General features: G+C 69.6%; 15 protein-coding genes. 12 read left to right on the top strand and 3 right to left on the bottom strand.

The window, feature by feature from the left end:
* The first annotated feature begins 27 nt into the window (after positions 1 to 27).
* Both ACWA15_RS13585 and yicI read left to right on the top strand, forming a co-directional pair.
* Positions 28 to 2,145, top strand: coding sequence for a beta-galactosidase (locus tag ACWA15_RS13585; protein ID WP_464055880.1), 2,118 nt, complete (start codon positions 28 to 30; stop codon positions 2,143 to 2,145).
* Positions 2,142 to 4,460 carry an alpha-xylosidase gene (yicI, locus tag ACWA15_RS13580; protein ID WP_464055879.1) on the top strand — a complete coding sequence of 773 codons (2,319 nt, stop codon included), beginning with the start codon at positions 2,142 to 2,144 and terminating at the stop codon, positions 4,458 to 4,460. The genes ACWA15_RS13585 and yicI overlap by 4 nt, the downstream gene beginning before the upstream one ends.
* Before the next feature lie 134 nt (positions 4,461 to 4,594).
* Here the strand turns inward: yicI and ACWA15_RS13575 are convergent, their stop codons facing one another.
* From ACWA15_RS13575 to ACWA15_RS13565, 3 genes are read right to left on the bottom strand one after another with little or no spacing between them, the layout of a single operon-like run.
* A complete protein-coding gene (locus tag ACWA15_RS13575; RefSeq protein WP_464055878.1) occupies positions 4,595 to 5,839 on the bottom strand; it encodes an AGE family epimerase/isomerase in 1,245 nt (414 codons plus the stop codon).
* Positions 5,836 to 6,879, bottom strand: coding sequence for an acetylxylan esterase (locus ACWA15_RS13570; protein ID WP_464055877.1), 1,044 nt, complete (start codon positions 6,877 to 6,879; stop codon positions 5,836 to 5,838). Before ACWA15_RS13570 ends, ACWA15_RS13575 begins: the two co-directional genes overlap by 4 nt.
* A gap of 26 nt (positions 6,880 to 6,905) precedes the next feature.
* Complete coding sequence (locus ACWA15_RS13565) at positions 6,906 to 8,225, bottom strand: ROK family transcriptional regulator (protein ID WP_464055876.1); 1,320 nt, start codon at positions 8,223 to 8,225, stop codon at positions 6,906 to 6,908.
* A 334-nt stretch (positions 8,226 to 8,559) separates the two neighbouring features.
* On the opposite strand from ACWA15_RS13565, the gene ACWA15_RS13560 reads away from it, so the two are divergent.
* The 10 genes from ACWA15_RS13560 (at position 8,560) to nrdF (ending at position 21,754) form a co-directional block, all read left to right on the top strand.
* Positions 8,560 to 9,879 carry an ABC transporter substrate-binding protein gene (locus ACWA15_RS13560; RefSeq protein ID WP_464055874.1) on the top strand — a complete coding sequence of 440 codons (1,320 nt, stop codon included), beginning with the start codon at positions 8,560 to 8,562 and terminating at the stop codon, positions 9,877 to 9,879.
* Between the two features lie 98 nt (positions 9,880 to 9,977).
* Positions 9,978 to 10,979: a carbohydrate ABC transporter permease gene (locus ACWA15_RS13555; RefSeq protein WP_464055873.1), complete on the top strand. Its 1,002-nt coding sequence runs from the start codon at positions 9,978 to 9,980 to the stop codon at positions 10,977 to 10,979.
* Complete coding sequence (locus ACWA15_RS13550) at positions 10,976 to 11,809, top strand: carbohydrate ABC transporter permease (RefSeq protein WP_464055871.1); 834 nt, start codon at positions 10,976 to 10,978, stop codon at positions 11,807 to 11,809. The genes ACWA15_RS13555 and ACWA15_RS13550 overlap by 4 nt, the downstream gene beginning before the upstream one ends.
* A 257-nt stretch (positions 11,810 to 12,066) precedes the next feature.
* Complete coding sequence (locus tag ACWA15_RS13545; protein ID WP_464055869.1) at positions 12,067 to 14,607, top strand: glycoside hydrolase family 2 protein; 2,541 nt, start codon at positions 12,067 to 12,069, stop codon at positions 14,605 to 14,607.
* Positions 14,604 to 15,476 carry a LacI family DNA-binding transcriptional regulator gene (locus ACWA15_RS13540; protein ID WP_464055868.1) on the top strand — a complete coding sequence of 291 codons (873 nt, stop codon included), beginning with the start codon at positions 14,604 to 14,606 and terminating at the stop codon, positions 15,474 to 15,476. The genes ACWA15_RS13545 and ACWA15_RS13540 overlap by 4 nt, the downstream gene beginning before the upstream one ends.
* A gap of 127 nt (positions 15,477 to 15,603) precedes the next feature.
* Entirely contained in the window at positions 15,604 to 17,061 is a 1,458-nt protein-coding gene (locus ACWA15_RS13535; protein ID WP_464055867.1) for a GH1 family beta-glucosidase, read from the top strand.
* Between the two features lie 633 nt (positions 17,062 to 17,694).
* Entirely contained in the window at positions 17,695 to 17,937 is a 243-nt protein-coding gene (gene nrdH / locus ACWA15_RS13530; protein ID WP_464055866.1) for a glutaredoxin-like protein NrdH, read from the top strand.
* Between the two features lie 64 nt (positions 17,938 to 18,001).
* Positions 18,002 to 18,418 (top strand): class Ib ribonucleoside-diphosphate reductase assembly flavoprotein NrdI, encoded by a 417-nt coding sequence (nrdI, locus tag ACWA15_RS13525; RefSeq protein ID WP_464055865.1) that lies wholly within the window; start codon positions 18,002 to 18,004, stop codon positions 18,416 to 18,418.
* Positions 18,419 to 18,450: 32 nt separating this feature from the next.
* On the top strand, positions 18,451 to 20,532 hold the full coding sequence (nrdE, locus tag ACWA15_RS13520; RefSeq protein WP_464059513.1) for a class 1b ribonucleoside-diphosphate reductase subunit alpha: 2,082 nt from the start codon (positions 18,451 to 18,453) through the stop codon (positions 20,530 to 20,532).
* Between the two features lie 244 nt (positions 20,533 to 20,776).
* On the top strand, positions 20,777 to 21,754 hold the full coding sequence (nrdF, locus tag ACWA15_RS13515; protein WP_464055864.1) for a class 1b ribonucleoside-diphosphate reductase subunit beta: 978 nt from the start codon (positions 20,777 to 20,779) through the stop codon (positions 21,752 to 21,754).
* Positions 21,755 to 21,794: the final 40 nt, after the last annotated feature.

The following is a 21,794-nucleotide window of genomic DNA, read 5'->3' as shown; positions in this document are numbered from 1 at the left end:
CGACAGAGGGCGCAGGTGCACGTTCCCATGATCGACCAGACGGTTCCTGGTGGCCCCGAGCCGCTGCCCGGCGCGCACGGAGCGCAGCACAGTCCTCCGCACGGTGCACCGCGCGGGCTCGGCGACCTCACCGGCGACCTCGGGGTCCTCTACGGCGGGGACTACAACCCCGAGCAGTGGCCGCGGGAGACCTGGCTCGAGGACATGGCACTCATGCAGGCGGCCGGCGTCAACCTCGTCACGGTCGGTGTCTTCAGCTGGGCCCAGCTCGAGCCGAGCCCGGGGGAGCGCACCTTCGGCTGGCTCGACGAGGTGCTCGACCTCGCCCACGCCCACGGGATCGCCGTCGACCTCGCGACCCCGACCGCCTCTCCTCCGCCCTGGATGGGGCACCGCTTCCCCGAGACCCTGCCCGTCGACGCCGACGGCGTGCGGCTGTCCTACGGCTCCCGCAACCAGTTCAGCCCCTCCTCGCCCGTGTACCGCGCCTTCGCCCGGGACATCACCCGCGACCTGGTGGCCCGGTACGCGACGCACCCGGCCGTGCGGATGTGGCACGTGGGCAACGAGTTCGGCCAGGTCTGCCGCTCCGAGGACTCCGCCCGCGCCTTCCAGGACTGGCTGCGCACCCGCTACCAGACCGTGGACGGACTCAACGAGGCATGGGGGACGACCTTCTGGAGCCAGCGGTACGACACCTGGGACGAGGTGATCCCCCCGCGCCGCGCCCCGTACCTGATCAACCCCACCGAGAAGCTGGACTTCGCACGGTTCACCTCCGACGCCCTGCTCACCCTGTTCCGTGAGCAGCGGGACATCATCCGCGAGATCGACCCGGTCCGGCCGGTGACCACGAACTTCATGGGCTTCTTCCCGCTCGTCGACTACTGGTCCTGGGCCGGTGACCTCGACGTCGTGGCCGACGACGCCTACCCCGACCCCGAGGACCCCCACGCCGCGTCCACCGCGGCCCTGACCCAGGACCTCATGCGGTCCCTGGGCGGGGGAGCGCCGTGGATGCTCATGGAGCAGGCCGCCAGCGCGGTCAACTGGCGGGCGCACAACGTCCCCAAGTCCCCCCGGCGCATGCGCCTGGAGTCCCTGCAGGCGGTCGCGCACGGCGCGGACGCCGTCTGCTTCTTCCAGTGGCGGGCCTCCCGGGCCGGGGCCGAGCGCTTCCACTCCGCGATGCTGCCCCACGCCGGGGCGGACACCGCGGTGCACCGCGGCGTGGTCGGGTTGGGCGGGGACCTGCGCGCGCTCGCGGGCGTCGTCGGGCAGCGCAGCGAGGCGCGGGTCGCGCTGCTCTTCGACTGGTCGAGCTGGTGGGCCGCGGAGGAGGACGCCCGCCCCACCGACCGGCTCTCGGTGCTCGCCCAGCTGCAGGCCTGGCACCGTCCGCTCTGGGACCGCGGCGTGGCCGTGGACCTGGCCCGCCCGGGCGAGGACCTCTCCGGCTACGACCTCGTGCTCGCCCCCAACCTCTACCTGCTCACCGACGACGACGCTGCCAACCTGCGCGGCTACGTCGCTGCCGGGGGCGCCCTCGCCCTCGGCCCGTTCAGCGCCGTCGCGACGCAGGACGCCCACGTGCGCCCGGGCCGGTTCCCGGTCCAGCTCTGCGACGTGCTGGGCACCTCGGGGGAGGAGTGGGTGCCGTTGCCCGCCACCGGCGCGGAGCTCGAGATCGACCTGGGGGACGGGGCGGCACCGGTCTCTGCCCGGGCGCGCGACTTCGCCGAACGGCTCCGCCTCGACGGCGGGCACGCGCTGGCCCGCTTCGCCGCGGGAGCCCCGGCCGACCTGGCCGGGCTGCCCGCCGTCGTCGGGCACACCTACGGGGGCGGGCAGACCTGGTACGTGGGGACCCTCCTGCCCGACACCGCGACCGACACCCTGATCACCCGCATGCTCCGCGAACGGTCCATCCCCAGCGCGCTCGGGACCCCCGTCACCGCGGCGCCGATCGGCGTCGAGGTCGTGCGGCGGGGACCGATCACCTTCCTCCTCAACCACACCGACTCACCCGTGACGGTCGCCCTCGGCGCCGCCACCTCCACAGATCTGCTCACCCAGCTCGTCCACACCGGCGCCGTCATGGTGCCGGCCGGGGACGCCCTAGCCCTCACCGAGAGGCCCGCATGAAGTTCACCGACGGTTATTGGCAGGTACTCCCGGGCATCTCGATCCTGCGCCCGCAGTCCGTGGACGACGTCGTCGTCGACGACGGCGCAGCCGGTGACGGCCCGCAGCTCACGGTCTACGCCCCGACCGCCCCGATCACCACCCGGGGCGACACCCTCAACCGGCCCCAGATCACGATCACCTTCGACGCGCCCATGGACGACGTCGTCGGGGTGCGGATCGAGCACTTCCTGGGTGGGGTGGACCACGGGCCCGCCTTCGAGATCCACCGCCGCACCGGTGACGCCAAGGCCGTGGCGGCCCCCGGCAGCGATCCGCACGCGGCGATCACCTCCGGCGGGCTCACCGCCAAGGTCCGCACGGAGGGCGCCTGGGGGGTCGACTTCCTCGCCGGCGACACGCTGCTGACCTCCTCGACCCCGCGCAGCGTGGGTGTGGTCTCCCGCGACGACGGGACGGAGTTCGTCTACGAGCAGCTGGCCCTGGGCGTGGGCGAGCACATCTACGGTCTCGGTGAGCGGTTCGGTGCCTTCGTCAAGAACGGTCAGTCGATCGACATCTGGAACGAGGACGGCGGCACCGCGAGCGACCAGGCGTACAAGAACATCCCGTTCTACCTCTCCGACGCCGGCTACGGGGTGTTCGTCGCCCACCCCGAGCGGGTCTCCTTCGAGGTCGGCACGGAGGTGGTGTCCCGGACCCAGTTCTCGGTCGAGGGCCAGCACCTGCAGTACTACGTCATCTACGGGCCCACGCCCAAGGAGATCCTCACCAAGTTCACCGCCCTCACCGGCCGCCCGGCACGGGTGCCGGCGTGGTCCTACGGGCTGTGGCTGTCGACGTCGTTCACGACCGACTACGACGAGGCGACCGTGACCGGCTTCATCGACGGGATGGCCGAGCGGGACATCCCGCTGAGCGTCTTCCACTTCGACTGCTTCTGGATGCGCCAGTTCCACTGGTGCGACTTCGTCTGGGACCCGGCGACCTTCCCCGACCCCGAGGGCATGCTCGCGCGCCTGCACGCGAAGGAGCTGAGGATCTCCGCGTGGATCAACCCCTACATCGCCCAGCGGTCCTACCTCTTCGCCGAGGGACGCGACCTCGGCTACCTCGTGCTCACCCCGGCCGGGGACGTGTGGCAGTGGGACATGTGGCAGGCCGGGATGGCGCTGGTGGACTTCACCAACCCGGCGGCGACTGCGTGGTACCAGAGCAAGCTCAAGGCGCTCATGGACATGGGGGTCGACTGCTTCAAGACGGACTTCGGGGAGCGGATCCCCACCGACGTCGTCTGGCACGACGGCTCCGACCCGGAGCGGATGCACAACTACTACACGCACCTGTACAACAAGGCGGTATTCGACCTGCTGCGCGACGAGCGCGGGGAGGGCGAGGCGGTCCTGTTCGCCCGCTCGGCCACGGCCGGCGGCCAGCAGTTCCCGGTGCACTGGGGCGGGGACTGCGAGTCGACCTTCGTCTCGATGGCGGAGTCGCTGCGCGGGGGACTGTCCCTGGCGCTGTCCGGCTTCGGCTACTGGAGCCACGACATCGGCGGCTTCGAGGGCACCCCCGACCCGGCCGTCTTCAAGCGGTGGGCCGCGTTCGGCCTGCTGTCCTCGCACAGCCGGCTGCACGGCTCGGACTCCTACCGGGTGCCGTGGGCCTTCGACGACGAGGCAGTCGAGATCACCCGGGCGTTCACCAAGCTCAAGATGTCGCTCATGCCGTACCTGGGGCGGCTCGGGGAGGACGCGCACGCTGAGGGCACGCCGGTCATGCGCCCGATGATGCTCGAGTTCCCCGCGGACAAGGCGGCCGCCACGGTGGACACCCAGTACATGCTCGGGGACTCCCTCCTCGTCGCGCCGGTCTTCACCGCGGTCGGTGACGTGTCGTTCTACGTGCCCGAGGGCACCTGGACCCATCTGCTCAGCGGGGAGACGTTCACCGGTCCGCGGTGGTTCGAGGCCCGGCACGGCTTCGACTCGCTGCCGCTGCTCGTGCGTCCCGGCACGGTGCTGCCGGTCGGTGCGCGCACCGACCGTCCCGACTACGACTGGGCCGACGGCGTGACCCTGCGCCTCTTCCAGGTCGGCGAGGGGCACTCCTCCCTCGTGCGGGTCCCCGACCCGGCCGACCCCGCCGCCCGCGGCGTGAGCTTCGCGGTGACCTGCACCGACGGCGTCGTGCACGTCACCCGCACGGCCGACGACGCTGCACCGGCCACGAGCTGGAACGTCCAGATCGGCGACGTCGTCCACCCGGCGGCCTCCGGCACCACCACCCTCGAGGTCCCGATCACCCGCCCCTGACCGCACACCTGACCCCCACCCCCACCCACCTCCGCTGAGTGCGGGGAGATGGCTGCCCACACCGGACATCAGGCAGCCGTTTCGCCGCACTCAGCGGATCGTGGGGCGGGGTGGGGCGGGGTGGGGCCGGTGGCTCAGGGGAGGAGGTTGTTGCGGAGGGCGACCGACAGGCTCGGGGACAGCGGGGCACGGGGGATGAGCGTGGCCTGGAAGGCGTGGTAGAGGTCCGGCTTGCCGGGCCACACCGCGCGCGACGGCGTGTTGGTCGCGTCGAGCTCGTGGTGCCAGGACCCGTGCTCGGGATCGAGGAAGGCCTGCGCCGCGTGGTCCCACCACCGCTGGTAGTCGGCCGCGTACTGCTCCTCCCCGGTGGCCAGCAGCAGAGCCGCCGCCGCACCGATCGCCTCGGCCGCGACCCAGTGCATCCGGGTGGCGACCACCGGCTCCCCGTCCCAGTCGGTCGTGTAGACGAAGCCCCAGGCCCCCGGGGTGGACTCCCGCCAGCCGTCGGCGATCGCCCGGGCGTAGAGCTCACGGGCCCCGGTGAGCAGCCAGTCCGGGGCGTGGGCACCGAGGCCGGCGCGCAGGTGCAGCAGCAGCCGCGACCACTCGATGCCGTGACCGACCGTCGCACCGAACGGCTTGAACGGGTCGTCGGGGGAGTCCTCGTTGAGCAGCAGCAGGGGTGTCCACTCCTCGTCGAAGTGCTCCGGGATGCGCCAGGAGTGCGCCGGTGCCCACTCGCAGACGACGTGCTGGGCGACGCCGAGCGCGCGCTCGCGCCAGCGCGCGTCACCGGTCACGTCCGCGGCCGCCAGCAGCGCCTCGACCGCGTGCATGTTCGCGTTGACCCCGCGGTAGGGGTCCAGCACGGTCCAGTCCGCGTTCCACTCGTCGCGGTGCAGGCCGGACGCCGGGTCGAAGAATCGTTCGTCGAGCACCGCGAGGGCGTCCGCGAGCAGTGCGTCCGCCCCGTCCAGGCCGGCCGCGACCCCGGTGCTGGCAGCCAGCACGACGAAGGCGTGGGCGTAGGCGCTCTTCGTGGCGTCGGGAACCCCGTCGGCGTCGATCGAGGAGTACCAGCCGCCGGACTCGTCGTCGTGCAGGCGCCCGCGAAGGGCGTCCAGCGCCGCCTGGGCGCGAGGGGCGGAGCCGGGGACGCCGAGCAGCGACCCGAGACCGTAGACGTGGGCCATCCGGCAGGTGATCCACGTGAAGACCGGCTGGGTGGCGTCGAGCGTCCCGTCGTCGGCGAGCCAGCCGGCGCCGCCGGCCGGGGAGGGGAAGCCCTCGCCGAAGGCGAGCAGGTCGCGGGAGTGCTCGTCCAGCCAGCGTCGGTGAGTGGGGCTGGCGAGCCAGCCCGGGGAGGTGAGGGTCATGAGAGGGCTCCGACGGTCGTGGACGCGGGCACGGATCCGACGGCGTCGGGTCCGGTGAGGCCGGCGAGCGCTCGCAGCCAGTGCAGCTGCTTGACGAGCTGGTGGCCCTGGCCGCCTTCGTGCTCGTTGAAGGGGTAGACGTCGATGGTGACCGGCCCGGCTGTGGAGGAGGTGCTGCCGTAGACGTTGTGTGCGGCGAACACGGTCGAGGGCGGGCAGATCGGGTCCATGAGGGCGACCGAGAACATCGCCGGGGCGCTGGCTCGGCGGGCGAAGTTCACGCCGTCGATGTAGGACAAGGTCGTGAACACCTGCTCGACGTGGCTGCGGTGGACCGCGAGGTACCGGGCGACCTCCGCGTAGGGATCGGTCCCGGTGATCTCGACCGCGCGGCGCAGGTGGCACAGGAACGGGACGTCGATCGCCGCGCCGAGCAGGCCGGGGACCAGGCCGGCCACCGCGAGGGCGAGCCCTCCGCCCTGGCTTCCGCCGGAGACCGCGACCCGGGTCGGGTCCACCCGGGGCAGGGAGCGCATGAGGTCGACCGCGCGCACGGCGTCGGTGATCACCCTGCGGTAGAAGTAGTCCTCGGGGTCGAGCACGCCGCGGGTCATGAACCCGGAGCCGGCCGGTGTGCTGCCGACCGGGTCGGGGGTGTCGCCTCCGGTGCCCCAGCCGCTGCCCTGCCCACGGGTGTCCATGACGAGGTGGGCGAATCCGGCTGCGGCCCAGCCGAGGTGCTCGGCCGCGATGCCGCGCCCACCGCCGTAGCCGACGTAGCTGACCACACCGGGAAGGTCGTGCCCGCCGCGGGGGAGCACGAGCCAGGCCTTGATCGGGTGGCCACCGAACCCGGCGAAGGTCACGTCGAAGGTCTCGACGAGGTCGAGGCCGACGTCGACCGGCTCGATCGAGATCTCCACGGCCGCGGTCCGTGCCTGGGCGAGGGTCCTCTCCCAGAAGGCGTCGAAGTCGTGGGGCTCGTGGACGGCAGGCTGGTAGCTGCGCAAGGCCTCGGCGTCGAGGTCGTAGAACGGCATGGGGTTCCTCTCCCTGGTGGGTGAGACTAGTGGGTGGCGGTGCGGACCGGCGTCGTCGCCGGTTCGGGGTGGGCGAGCGAGCTCAGCTCGTTGACCTGGGCGAAGGATGCGTCCGTCCCGGGCGGTTGGGCCTCCCGGCGCTGCGGGACGAGCTCGGACTGGAGGATCATCGCCGCCCCGCCGATCGCCCCCGCCGTCTCGGCCGCCCGGGACAGCCGGACGTCGACGGGATGGCTCGACCGGGCGAAGGCGGCGGAGGCGAGCAGGTCCCGGATGACCGGGACGTAGATGTGGCTGGCGGCTGCGAAGCCGGATCCGGTGAGCACGAGCATGCGGACGTCGAGCAGGTTGGTGATCGCGTGCGCAGCCACGGCCACGTACCGGGCTGACTGCTCGAGGATCTCGCGGGCGCCGACGACGCCGCTGCGGGAGGCCCTGGCCACGGCGGCGAACTCCGAGGCGATCGATGCCCCCGGCCCGAGCGCGTCCAGCCCCGCCGCGTGGCGCACCTGGGCGTCCGCGCGAGCGGCCGCCACGACGGCGGCCGGCCCGGCGAGGACCTCGGCGCAGCCGTGCATGCCGCACCAGCACGTCGGGCCGTCCAGTTCCAGGCACATGTGCCCGATCTCGCCCGCGTTCCCGCTGGCGCCATGGTAGGCGTTGCCGTCCAGGACGATCCCGGCGCCGATCCCGGTACCCATGTACAGGGCCGCGAAGGTGCGCTCGGAGTCGGTTCCCCCGGACCAGTACTCACCGATCGCCGAGGCGGTCGCGTCGTTCTCGAGCAGCACCGGGAGCCCGGTGAGGGTCTCGAGCTCGGCCGCGAGCGGGTAGTCCAGCCACGGCCGCATGAACGGCGGCGTGCGGTGCATCGCCTGGGCGGAGGTGAGCGGGCCCGGGGTGGCGAGGCCGAGGCCGAGCACCTTGGACCGGTCGATGCCGATCCCGGTGATGAGCAGGTCGATCTCGTGGGCCATCCGGGCGAGCACGACGGCGGGGGGTGCGTCTCCGGGGCCGGGCCGTGACATCCGGGCGACCGGGGCGCCGGCGAGGTTGGTGACCGCGTAGGTGATGCCGGAGTGGTCGAGGTGGGCCCCGACCGCGAACCGCGCGGACTGGTTGAGCTCGAGCAGCACGCGTGGCTTGCCGCCGGTGGACTCGGCGCGACCGATCTCCACGACCAGCTCGTCGTCGAGCAGCTTGCGGACGACGGTGGAGACCGTGGCCCCGGTGAGGCCGGTGGCCCGGGTCAGTCCCACCCGGGAGATGGTGCCGGCGTCACGGATGGCGTCGAGGACGGTGGACGCGCTCGGTCCGTGGGGGCGGGCCTGGGGTGCTCGGGCCACCTGGACCGCCTCTCGTCGCTGCCTGAGGCCGCCGCGCAGGTGCGGGCAGGTGCTCTCAGGCGGGGTGAACTGGGCCCACGGCGAAGGCCGCGGGTACCCCCCCACTTTATTCACGTGCCGAAGATTGGGGCAAGGCCGGGGGCGCACGGTGGCCGCGAGTGTCGTTCAGTGCCTGGATCTCGACCCGTATGTCGGGAGTACTCGCCGGCTCACGACCCTTGACTTACTTTGTTCATCTGTTTAAGAATGTTCCCACGGGGCGATGACGCCCGTTGGCCCCCCTGGGCCACACCCTTCCGGCACGCAGACGTACCGGATCCAGAGAGGATCACAGATGTTCCCTCACGCTCGACGCTCGCGCATCGTCGCGGCCACCGCGATCGCCTCCCTCATCGGACTCACCGCAGCCTGCTCGTCCAGCGGTGAGACCGACGACTCCACCGACCCCAATGCCATCTCCGGTGACATCACCGTCCTCACCTGGCGCACCGACCTCGTCGAGGACGGCACCTTCGACGAGTACAAGGCGGCCTTCGAGAAGGCCTACCCCGACGTCACCGTCGAGTTCGAGGGCATCACGGACTACGAGGGCGAGGTCCGGACCCGGATGAACACCAAGGAGTACGGCGACGTGCTCGGCATCCCCAACACCGTGACCCCCGCCCAGCTGCCGGACTTCTTCGAGCCGCTCGGCGCGATCGACGAGCTCGAGAAGACCTACCGCTTCCTGCGGGACAAGACCTTCGAGGGTGTCGCCTACGGCATCCCGGTGGTCGGCAACACCCAGGGCATCGTCTACAACAAGACCGTCTGGGAGGAGGCCGGCATCACCGAGGTCCCGACCACCCCGGAGGAGTTCCTCGCCGACCTCGCCCTGGTCAAGGCGACCGGCTCGATCCCGCTGTACACGAACTACAAGGACGGCTGGCCGCTCACCCAGTGGGAGAGCCACCGAGGCTCGATCGCTGCCGACCCCGAGTACCAGAACCAGATGACCGTCTCCGACGAGCCGTGGGCCGCCGGGTCCGACCACTTCATCATCGACTCTCTGCTCTGGGACTCCGTCAACCAGGGCTACACCGAGGACGACCCGACGTCGACCAGCTGGGAGGAGTCCAAGGCGATGCTCGCCAACGGCGACATCTCCGCCATGGCGCTCGGCTCCTGGGCCATCTCCCAGATGCAGCAGGCCGCGACCGACGCCGGCCAGGACCCCGCGATCATCGGCTACATGCCCTTCCCGCACCAGAAGGACGGGCAGTTCTACGCCACGGTCGGCGGGGACTACAACCAGGCGATCAACATCAACTCCGAGCACAAGGCCGCCGCGCGGGCCTGGATCGACTGGTTCAACACCGAGTCCGGCTTCACCGAGGCGCAGGGTGGGCTCTCCCCGCTCAAGGACGGCCCCACCCCGTCCACGCTCGTCGACTTCGAGGCCCTCGGCGTGGAGTACGTGGCCCAGAACCCCGGCGTGCCGGGTGAGGAGTCGCTGCTCACCGACATCGACAACGCGGCCGAGATCGGTCTGTTCGCCCCGGAGTACCGCCAGCGCCTCGTCGACTCCGCGCGTGGTGCGACGGACGAGACCAAGGAGCAGATCTTCGACGACCTCAACTCCCGTTGGGCAGCTGCTCGAGCCTCGATCGGCTGACGAGAGCGACCGACGTCCTGCGCGGCGGCCCGCAGCCGCCGCGCAGGACGCCCGGGACCCTTCTCGCAGCCGTGGCACAACCTCAGTGGGAGACTCGCATGACTGATACATCCAAGGGCCCGCGGCCGGTGGCCGCCGGTCACGCACCGGTCCCGACGACGCGCCCCGCACCGGTCCCGGCGACGCGGCGCCCGTCCCCGCCCGTGTCCGTACGCGCTCGCCGCCGCCGCGGCACATGGGGCTGGGCCGGTACCCCGTACCTCTTCCTCGCCGTCCCCGTCCTGCTGCTCGTGCTCTTCACCTACATCCCGGTGGGGAACATGTTCTGGTACTCCCTGACGAGCTGGGACGGGCTGGACAAGACGAAGGAGTTCGTCGGGGTCGACAACTACGTCGCGGTGTTCACCCGGCCCGAGCTGTTCAAGGTGTTCTTCGTCAGCGCGTACTACCTCGGCGGGTCCGTCGTCCAGATGGTCCTGGCCCTGTACTTCGCCACCATCCTCAGCTTCAGCACGAAGTTCCGGAGCCTGTTCAAGGGCATCCTGTTCTTCCCGTACCTCATCAACGGCGTCGCGATCGGCCTGATCTTCACGTACTTCTTCAAGGCCGACGGAACCCTCGACACGATCCTGACCCTGCTCAACGCGGACGGCCTGATCCAGCAGTGGACCGGCAACCCGGACGTGGTGAACTTCTCCCTCGCCGGGGCGTCGGTCTGGCGCTACATGGGCCTGAACTTCGTGCTGTTCCTCGGTGCCATCCAGTCCATCCCGGGCCAGATCTACGAGGCGGCCGAGCTCGACGGCGCCAACCGCTGGCACCAGTTCCGCTACATCATCGCCCCGAGCATCAAGCCGATCATCGGCCTGTCCTTCATCCTCGCGATCTCGGGCAGCCTCGCGGTCTTCGAGATCCCGTTCATCATGACCGGCGGCGCCAACGGGTCGATGACCTTCGTCATCAAGACCGTGGACATGGCCTTCCAGTTCTCCAAGGTGGGCCTGGCCTCGGCGATGGCCGTGGTGCTGCTCGTGATCGTGCTGGTGCTGACCTGGCTCCAACGAACCATCGTCCCGGACGAGAAGGTGAACCTCACATGAGTGCCCTGGTCGCAAAGACTGCCACGACGTCGAAGTACGTCTCCCTCGTCGTGGCCTCCCTGGTGACGATCGTGCCGGTCCTGGTGATCGTCGTCGCCTCGCTCAAGGGCCACCAGGAGTTCCTCACCACGGGACCCTTCGACGCCCCCGCGAACTGGATGAACTTCGACAACTACGTCACGGCCTTCACCAAGGGCAAGATGGTCCAGGGCTTCGTCAACACCACGATCCTGCTGGTGATCTCGGTGACCGGGACGATCCTCATCGGCACGATGGCGGCGTACGCGATCGACCGGTTCGACTTCCGGCTGAAGAAGACGGTGGTCGCGGCGTTCCTGCTGGCCACCCTCGTCCCGGGGGTGACCACCCAGGTCGCCACCTTCCAGGTGATCAACAACCTGGGTCTGTACAACACCCGGGGAGCGGCGATCGCCCTGTTCCTGGGCACGGACATCATCTCGATCTACATCTTCATCCAGTTCATGCGCTCCATCCCGCGCGAGCTCGACGAGGCTGCCGTGCTCGACGGCGCCAACCACCTGACGATCTACCGACGGATCATCCTGCCGCTGCTCAAGCCGGCGATCGCGACCGTCGTCATCATCAAGGGCATCGGGATCTACAACGAGTTCTACATCCCGTTCCTGTACATGAAGGACAAGGACCTCGGTGTGATCTCGACGTCGTTGTTCCGCTTCAAAGGGCCCTTCGGGGCCCAGTGGGAGGTGATCTCGGCGGGGGTGGTCATCGTCATCATCCCGACGCTCATCGTGTTCCTGCTGCTGCAGCGCTTCATCTACAACGGCTTCACCTCCGGGGCCACCAAGTAGACCCCACCGGGGTGCCCTGCCGACCCGCCGCGCGCCGGTCGGCAGGGTGCCGCCCCCGCCGGGACGCCTCGCGCCCGCCCGGCGGGCCCGCTCCGGTGGCGGCGACTAGGCTCGCCACGATGGACGGACCGCTCTCAGCACTCTCCCTTGACTTTGTTAGTTGTCTTGCTTAAGAATCGTCCCAGGTGCCGGATCAAATCGATTCGACACGTCAGTTGCTGCCGCTCGGCAGAGGCCCGAACCAGGAGTGATCAAGGATGATCAGCGACACGCTGCACACCGGCTGGACCCTTCGAGCCACCGGCGGCCCCGTCCCGGCGGAGCTGGCCGAGCCGCTCGCCGGCGGCGTCCAGGCCCAGGTGCCGGGCACCGTCCACACCGACCTGCTGACCGCGGGACTCATCCCCGACCCGTACCTCGACCTCAACGAGACCGCGCTGGCGTGGATGCACCACACCGACTGGCGCTACGAGACCACCTTCACCGCTGCGGCCGCCCAGCCGGGGGAGCACCTCGACCTCGTCTTCGAAGGCCTGGACACGGTGGCCACGATCACCCTCAATGGGACCACGATCGGGCGGACCGCGAACCAGCACCGCAGCTACCGCTTCGACGTCGCAGCCCTGGCACGCGACGGCGAGAACCACCTCGCGGTCGACTTCCGCTCCGCGCTGGCCTACGCGAACGAGGTCGCCGACGCGCTCGTGCTGCGCCCACGCGCCTACGACCACCCCTTCAACATGGTCCGCAAGATGGCCTGCAGCTTCGGCTGGGACTGGGGACCGGACCTGCAGACGGCAGGCCTCTGGAAGCCGGTGCGCCTCGAGCGCTGGACGACGGCGCGGATGACCCAGGTGCGCCCGCTCGTCACGGTCGACGCCGAGGGCGCCGGGCACGTCGACGTCCATGTCGACCTCGACCTGTCCCCCCACGCCACCGACCGCCACGGCGACCTCGTCCTCACCGCGGCGCTGGACGCCGCCCACGGGGTGGGCGACCACGTCGCGACCGTCGCGGTCTCGCCCGACGCGCGCACCGCCGTCGTGCACCTGGAGTTCGCGCAGGCGCCGCTGTGGTGGCCGGCCGGCTACGGCGAGCACCCGCTCTTCGACCTCACCGTCAGCCTGGGCACGACCGACGGCGACGCCTACGACAGCTACACGCGCCGGATCGGGTTCCGCACCGTCGAGCTCGACACCACCCCCGACGAGCTCGGCACCCCGTTCACCCTCAAGGTCAACGGCCAGGCCGTCTTCGTCAAGGGCGCCAACTGGATCCCCGACGACCACCTGCTCACCCGGATCACCCGGGACAAGCTCGCCCGGCGGGTGGACCAGGCCCTCGACGCGAACATGAACCTGCTCCGCATCTGGGGCGGGGGCATCTACGAGTCCGAGGACTTCTACGACGTCTGCGACGAGCGCGGCATCATGGTGTGGCAGGACTTCCTGCTCGCCTGCGCGGCCTACGCGGAGGAGGAGCCGCTGCGGAGCGAGCTCGAGGCCGAGGCCCGCGAGAACGTCGCCCGGCTCACCCCGCACGCCTCGCTCGTGCTGTGGAACGGCGGCAACGAGAACCTCTGGGGCTTCCTCGACTGGAAGTGGCAGGCCGAGCTCGACGGACGCACCTGGGGATACACCTACTACACGGAGATGTTCCCGGCGATCGTCGCCGAGCTCGACCCGACCCGGCCGTACTGCGAGGGCAGCCCGTACAGCCCCGGCTTCACCGGGGAGATCACTGCCGGCGCGCTCCCCACGGTCCACCCCAACGACCCCGACCACGGCACCCACCACGAGTGGGAGGTGTGGAACCGCGTCGACTACACGAGGTACCGCAACGACATCCCGCGCTTCTGCTCCGAGTTCGGGTTCCAGGGACCCCCGGCCTGGACCACGCTCACCCGCTCGATCCCCGAGGCGGCGCTGACCAAGGAGTCCCCGGAGTTCCTGCTCCACCAGAAGGCCGACCAGGGCAACCTCAAGCTCGACCGCGGGCTCGCCCCGCACCTGCCCGAGCCGGCGACCTTCGAGGACTGGCACTGGACCACCCAGCTCAACCAGGCGCACGCCGTGTCCTACGCGATCGAGCACTACCGCTCCTGGTGGCCACGCACCGCCGGGTCGATCGTCTGGCAGCTCAACGACTGCTGGCCGGTGACGTCGTGGGCCGCGATCGACGGCGACGAGCGGCCCAAGCCGCTCTTCTACGCCCTGCGCCACGCCTACGCCGACCGCCTGCTCACCGTCCAGCCGCGGGGCGGCGAGACCGCGATCGTCGCGGTCAACGACCACGCCGAGACCTGGCAGGGTGACCTCGTGCTGCTCCGGATCGACGTGACCGGCGCCGAGCTCGCCCGCGCGGAGGCCACGCTGTCGATCCCGCCACGGTCGGCCTCGACCCTGACCGTCCCGGACGAGATCCTCGCGGCCGGCGACCCGACCCGCGAGATCCTCGTGGCCGAGATCGACGGGGTGCGCACGGTGCACCGCTTCGTCGAGCCCAAGGACCTCGACCTCGACCTCGACCCGGTGACCGTGGACGTGCGCCGGGTCGAGGGGGGCGTGGCCTTCACCGTCACGGCGCAGTCCCTCGCCCTCGACCTGTCGGTCCTCGCGGACCGGGTGGCGCCCGACGGAGTGGTCGACGACATGCTCGTCACCGTGCTGCCCGGGGAGACCCACACCTTCACGGTGACCACGGCCGAGGCGGTCTCGGACGAGAGGGTCGCCGAGCTGGGCGACCCGGCGACGCTGGAGACGGTCCTGCGCTCGGTCAACAGCTGCCTGCGGTCATGATCGCCCGCGCCGGGGGAGGTGCTCGTGGCTCCGGCGCGGTCGGGATGGTGCGCACCGCCTCCCGCCGCGTCGTCGGCGTGGAGCCCTTCTTCATGGAGTTCATCGCGGGCGCCGAGGAGGTGCTCAGCGAGGACGGCCTCTCGGTCCTGCTCGCGGTGGTCGCCGACGAGGCTGCCGAGGACGCGATGTACGCGCGCTGGGCGGCGTCGGGCATCGTCGACGCGGTGCTGGTCGTCAACGTGCGCGTCGACGACCAGCGGGCGGCGCTGCTCGCCGAGCTCGGCGTGCCCGCGGTGGCGGTCGGCGCGTGGGACGGTCCGCCTCCGCTGCCCTCGGTCCGGGCGGACGACGTCGCCGCCATGCAGGTGGTCGCCGACTACCTGCTGGGGTTGGGGCACCGCTCGATCGCCCACGTCACGGGCCCGGCCGCGTTCCTGCACACCCGGGCGCGGGTGGTGACCCTGGACGCGGCCTGCGCGGCCCGCGACGCCCACGTGGTGACGGTCGAGGGAGACTACTCCGACCTGGCCGGCGCGCGGATCACCCGGGCGCTGCTCACCGCCCCCGAGCCGCCGACCGTCATCGTCTACGACAACGACGTGATGGCGGTGGCCGGGCTGCACGCCGCGCACGAGCTGGGGATCAAGGTCCCCGACGACCTCTCCCTCGTGGGCTGGGACGACTCGGCCCTGTGCCAGCTCACCCTCCCCCCGCTCACCACGATGAGCCTGGACGTGCACCTGCTCGGCCGGCTCGCCGGGACGGCCGTGCTCGACGCGATCGCCGGGTCCCCGCCGCTGGACCACCCCGTCGTGCCCGCCCGGCTGAGTGTCCGCGGGTCGACCGCGGAGCCGGCCGGGGGTCGGTAGGCTCGACGGTCTGTGCCGGGCGCACGTGCCCCTGCTCGTCCGTCGCCCGTCGCCCGTCGTCCTCGTCTCGACCTCGTCTCTCGTCCTCGCCCGGTTCCGCGCGGGGTCATGTCCTCAAGGAGTGTCTGTGCCTGAAGCAGCTGTCCCGTCCGCCGTTCCCGTCTCCGTGCCCGGTTCCGGGCGCCGGTTCCCCGCGGACTTCGTCTGGGGCTCGGCGACCGCCGCGTACCAGATCGAGGGCGCGGTCGGTGAGGGCGGACGCGGCACGTCCATCTGGGACACGTTCTCCCGCACCCCCGGCAAGACGCTCAACGGCGACACCGGAGACGTGGCGGACGACCACTACCACCGGTGGGCCGAGGATGTCGGGCACATCGCGGACCTGGGCCTGGACGCCTACCGGTTCTCGATCTCCTGGCCCCGGGTGCAGCCGGGCGGGTCGGGGGAGTTCAACGCCGAGGGCATCGCCTTCTACTCGACCCTGGTCGACGCGCTGCTCGCCGCGGGCATCAAGCCCGTGGTGACGCTCTACCACTGGGACCTCCCGCAGGAGCTCGAGGACGAGGGCGGCTGGACCAACCGCGCGACCGCCTACGCCTTCGCCGCCTACGCCCGGCGGATGGCCCTCGAGCTGGGCGACCGGATCGACGTCTGGACCACGATCAACGAGCCGTGGTGCGCGGCCTACCTCGGCTACGCCAACGGCGAGCACGCCCCCGGACGCACCGACCCGGTCGAGGCCCTCACCGCGGCGCACCACCTCAACCTCGGGCACGGCCTGGCCGGTCGCGCGATCCGGGAGGTGCTCGGGGAGGACGCAAACATCTCGATCACCCTGAACCTGCACGTCAACCGTCCCGCCGACCCTGCCTCCGCGCTCGACCGCGAGGCCGTGCGCCGGGCCGACGCCGTGGGCAACCGGATCTTCCTCGGCCCGCTGCTCGAGGGTGCCTACCCGGCCGACCTGCTGGCCGACCTCGCCCACGTGACCGACTGGTCGTTCATCCAGCCCGGCGACGGCGAGCTGTGCCGGGTGCCGATGGACGTCCTCGGCATCAACTACTACTCCACGGGCAAGGTCCGCTTCGTCGAGGGCGCCGGCCGGGTGCCCGAGGGAGAGGTCGCCGCGTCGGTCCTCGTCGGGGTGCTCGACGTCGAAGGGGTGGCCGTACCGGGCCCGTACACGGCGATGGGCTGGAACATCGACCCCTCAGGCATGACCGAGCAGCTCCTCGCGCTGCACGCGACGTACCCCGGTCAGGCGCTCATGGTCACCGAGAACGGCGCGGCCTTCCCCGACGAGGTCTCCGCCGACGACCGGGTGCACGACGTCGACCGGGTGTCCTACCTGCACGACCACATCGACGCGGTCGGTGCCGCGATCGACGCCGGCGCGGACGTCCGGGGGTACTTCGCCTGGTCCTTGCTCGACAACTTCGAGTGGTCCTTCGGCTACGAGCGCCGCTTCGGCATCATCCGGGTCGACTACGACACCCAGGTGCGCACCTGGAAGGACTCCGCGTTCTGGTACCGCTCCCTCGCGACCACCGGGGTGCTGCCGGCGACGGGCGACATCCGGTACTGAGGTCTGCTCGTCGGTCGCACGCGTCAGGCACGCGTCAGGCACGTCAGGCACCGACGGCGCCTGTGACGCTCTTCACCCGGTCTCTCGTGGACCGGGGGACACCCCGATGAGAGGGGCTGTCCACCGCTCGTGGACGACGGTCGTCCACAGGCGGTGGACAGCCCCTTCCTCGTGCCCGCGCGACGCCTCGCGAGGGTGCCGGGCGGTGATCGCCACGGAATGTCAGGGGTGCCGGGCAGACTTGACGAAAGAGCCCCGATGGGCATCCCGACACACGGACGGTGGAGCCATGAGAGCCGGTCGAGTTGTCCACAGTGCGGTCCACAGCCTGCCGGTCGCGACTGTGTCTCTGGCGACACGCCCTACCAGGTCTAGGGGTAGCGCCCGGGTCGAACCCCTAGGTATAGTGGTTACATGCTTCGCGCCCCGCAGTGACCGACTCACCTCGGCCTCACCGCAGCGCAAACATCATGAACGTAGTTCCAGCCGTGTAGTTCGAGGTCACCCGCCGCTACGGTCGACGGAGACCGAACGGCGCAGTGCCCGAGATGAGTGGTTGGAACGTAGTGCGCTCGACCCCCACAGCATGTATCGACGGGCTGAAGAAGCCCCACACCCCGAGGAGACGCCAGGATGAGCATCACGGTCTACAGCAAGCCGGCATGTGTCCAGTGCGACGCGACCTACCGAGCTCTCGACAAGCGCGGCATCGAGTACACGATCGTGGACATCAGCCAGGACGCTGAGGCCCTGGAGATGGTGCGTGGCCTCGGCTACCTCCAGGCTCCGGTCGTCGTGGCCGGCAGCGAGCACTGGTCCGGCTTCCGCCCCGACCAGATCAGCGCCCTGGCCGCCAAGGTGGCCCAGGTCGCCTGACCCGACGTCGCCCGACCCGCGTCGCCTGACACCCGGGCGCACTGACCTACGGAGGTGAGGTGGCATGGCAGATCTTGTCTACTTCTCGTCCACATCCGAGAACACCCACCGATTCGTGCTCAAGCTCGGTCGTGATGCCCTGCGCATCCCCGTGCGACCTGCGGACGGATTCCTCCGGGTCGACGAGCCCTACGTCCTCATGGTCCCCACCTACGGCGGGGGCAACGAGGGCGGGGCCGTCCCCCGTCAGGTCGTGAAGTTTCTCAACGACGAGCGCAACCGCTCGCTCATCCGCGGAGTGATCGCCGCCGGCAACACGAACTTCGGTTCGGCCTACTGCATCGCCGGTGGGATCGTCGCCGCCAAGTGCGACGTGCCGTACCTGTACGGCTTCGAACTTCTTGGAACTGCTGAGGACGTACTACGCGTCCGCGAAGGATTGGATCAGTTTTGGCAACGACAGTCACGGATTCCGGCGTAGAGGCCGAGCTCGACTACCACTCGCTCAACGCGATGCTCAACCTCTACGGGCCCGACGGTGAGATCCAGTTCGACAAGGATCGACAGGCGGCGCGGCAGTACTTCCTGCAGCACGTCAACCAGAACACGGTGTTCTTCCACAGCCTCGACGAGAAGCTTGAGTACCTCGTCGAGAACAAGTACTACGAGCCTGAGATCCTCGCCAAGTACAACGCCGCGTTCATCAAGAGCCTCTTCGCCTTCACGTACTCGAAGAAGTTCCGTTTCGAGACCTTCCTCGGCGCCTTCAAGTACTACACCTCGTACACGCTCAAGACCTTCGACGGCAAGCGCTACCTCGAGCGCTTCGAGGACCGCGTGGCGATGGTCGCCCTGACCCTGGCCGACGGCGTCGAGCAGACCGCCCTCGACATCGTCGAGGAGATCATCTCGGGCCGCTTCCAGCCGGCGACCCCCACCTTCCTCAACTCGGGCAAGGCCCAGCGCGGGGAGGCAGTCTCCTGCTTCCTGCTGCGCATCGAGGACAACATGGAGTCGATCGCCCGCGGCATCAACTCCGCCCTGCAGCTGTCCAAGCGCGGCGGCGGCGTGGCCCTGCTGCTCTCCAACATCCGCGAGCACGGCGCACCGATCAAGCACATCGAGAACCAGTCCTCCGGCGTCATCCCGGTGATGAAGCTGCTCGAAGACTCCTTCTCCTACGCCAACCAGCTCGGCGCACGTCAGGGTGCGGGCGCGGTGTACCTGCACGCCCACCACCCCGACATCATGCGGTTCCTCGACACCAAGCGGGAGAACGCCGACGAGAAGATCCGGATCAAGACCCTGTCCCTGGGCGTCGTCATCCCGGACATCACCTTCGAGCTGGCCCAGAAGAACGAGGACATGTACCTCTTCTCCCCGTACGACGTCGAGCGCGTCTACGGCAAGCCGTTCGCCGACGTGGCGATCTCGGAGAAGTACCGCGAGATGGTCGACGACGGCCGGATCCGCAAGACGAAGATCAAGGCGCGCGAGTTCTTCCAGACCCTCGCCGAGCTGCAGTTCGAGTCCGGCTACCCCTACGTCATGTTCGAGGACACGGTCAACGCCGCGAACCCGATCAAGGGCCGCATCACGCACTCCAACCTGTGCTCGGAGATCCTCCAGGTCTCCACGCCCTCGACCTACAACGCCGACCTGTCCTACGACCACGTCGGTCGTGACATCTCGTGCAACCTCGGCTCCCTCAACATCGCCAAGGCGATGGACTCCCCGGACTTCGCCAAGACGATCGACACCGCGATCCGTGCGCTGACGGCGGTCTCGGACCAGACGAGCATCGAGTCGGTCCCCTCCATCAAGCGCGCGAACGAGTCCGGTCACGCGATCGGCCTGGGCCAGATGAACCTGCACGGGTACCTCGCCCGGGAGCGCGTCTTCTACGGCTCCGAAGAGGGCATCGACTTCACGAACATCTACTTCTACACGGTCGCCTTCCACGCGATCGCGGCGTCCAACCGTCTCGCGATCGAGCGGTCCCGCTTCTTCGGGGGCTTCGAGGACTCCAAGTACGCCACGGGGGAGTACTTCGACAAGTACACCGAGCAGGAGTGGGCACCGGCCACCGCCCGCGTCGCCGAGCTGTTCGCGACCGCCGGCGTGCACATCCCCACCCAGGACGACTGGCGCGAGCTCAAGGCCTCGGTCATGGAGCACGGCATCTACAACCAGAACCTCCAGGCCGTGCCGCCCACCGGGTCGATCAGCTACATCAACAACTCGACCTCCTCGATCCACCCGATCGCCTCGAAGATCGAGATCCGCAAGGAGGGCAAGCTCGGGCGCGTGTACTACCCGGCGCCCTACCTGACCAACGACAACCTGGAGTACTACCAGGACGCGTACGAGATCGGCTACGAGAAGATCATCGACACGTACGCCGCGGCGACGCAGCACGTGGACCAGGGGCTGTCCCTGACGCTGTTCTTCAAGGACACCACGACGACGCGTGACGTGAACCGGGCGCAGATCTACGCGTGGCGCAAGGGGATCAAGACGCTGTACTACATCCGGTTGCGGCAGATGGCGCTTGAAGGGACCGAGGTCGAGGGCTGCGTGTCCTGCATGCTGTAGTTGTTGTTGGCTGGGCCGCACCTTCCGCGATCCGGGTCTGTGATCGCCGGGCCGCTGCGCGGCCTGCCAGGCCCACCACGATCACAGACCCGGATCGCTCCAGGTGCTCGGGTCCCGTCGCACCTTTGGTGGGGCGGGGGGCCGGGTGGGCTGGGTCGGCTGTGTCGGAGGCGGGTTGCGGGTTGCTCGTGGGTAGTGCACTTATTGTCGGGATGCCTGCCTTCGGGTGGGAGAGGGAGTAGAGATGTCCACCGGAAAGCTCAAGCTGGTCAGCCGCGTTCAGGCGATCAACTGGAACCGCATCGAGGACGACAAGGACCTTGAGGTCTGGGACCGCCTCGTCGGGAACTTCTGGTTGCCCGAGAAGGTTCCGGTGTCCAACGACATCCAGTCCTGGGCGACGTTGACGCCGGCCGAGAAGGAGCTGACGACCCGGGTGTTCACCGGTCTGACGCTGCTCGACACGATCCAGGGGACGGTGGGCGCGGTCAGCCTCATTCCCGACGCGATCACCCCGCACGAGGAGGCCGTCTACACGAACATCGCGTTCATGGAGTCGGTCCACGCCAAGAGCTACTCCTCGATCTTCTCCACGCTCATCTCCACGTCGGAGATCGACGAGGCCTTCCGCTGGTCGGAGGAGAACGTCAACCTGCAGCGCAAGGCCGAGATCGTGCTGAAGTACTACCACGGTGATTCCCCGCTCAAGCGCAAGGTCGCCTCGACGCTGCTCGAGTCCTTCCTCTTCTACTCCGGCTTCTACCTGCCGATGTACTGGTCCAGCCGCGCCAAGCTGACGAACACGGCCGACCTCATCCGCCTCATCATCCGCGACGAGGCCGTGCACGGGTACTACATCGGCTACAAGTACCAGAAGGGCCTGGAGAAGCTCACCCCGGCCGAGCGCGACGAGATGAAGGCGTACACCTTCGAGCTGCTCTTCGAGCTCTACGAGAACGAGGTCCAGTACACCGCTGACCTCTACGACGGCGTCGGGCTCACCGAGGACGTCAAGAAGTTCCTGCGCTACAACGCCAACAAGGCGCTCATGAACCTCGGCTACGAGGCGCTCTTCCCCAAGGACGAGACGGACGTCAACCCGGCGATCCTCTCGGCGCTGAGCCCCAACGCCGACGAGAACCACGACTTCTTCTCCGGGTCCGGCTCGTCGTACGTCATCGGCAAGGCCGTCAACACCGAGGACGCGGACTGGGACTTCTAGGTCCCGATCTCACCGGCTGTCCCGCCCTCATCACCTGTCC

It is taken from the genome of Sanguibacter sp. TS_SC_8, assembly GCF_055361235.1.
Note: the sequence above shows the minus strand (reverse complement) of the source record. Positions and strands in the feature narration are given on the sequence as shown.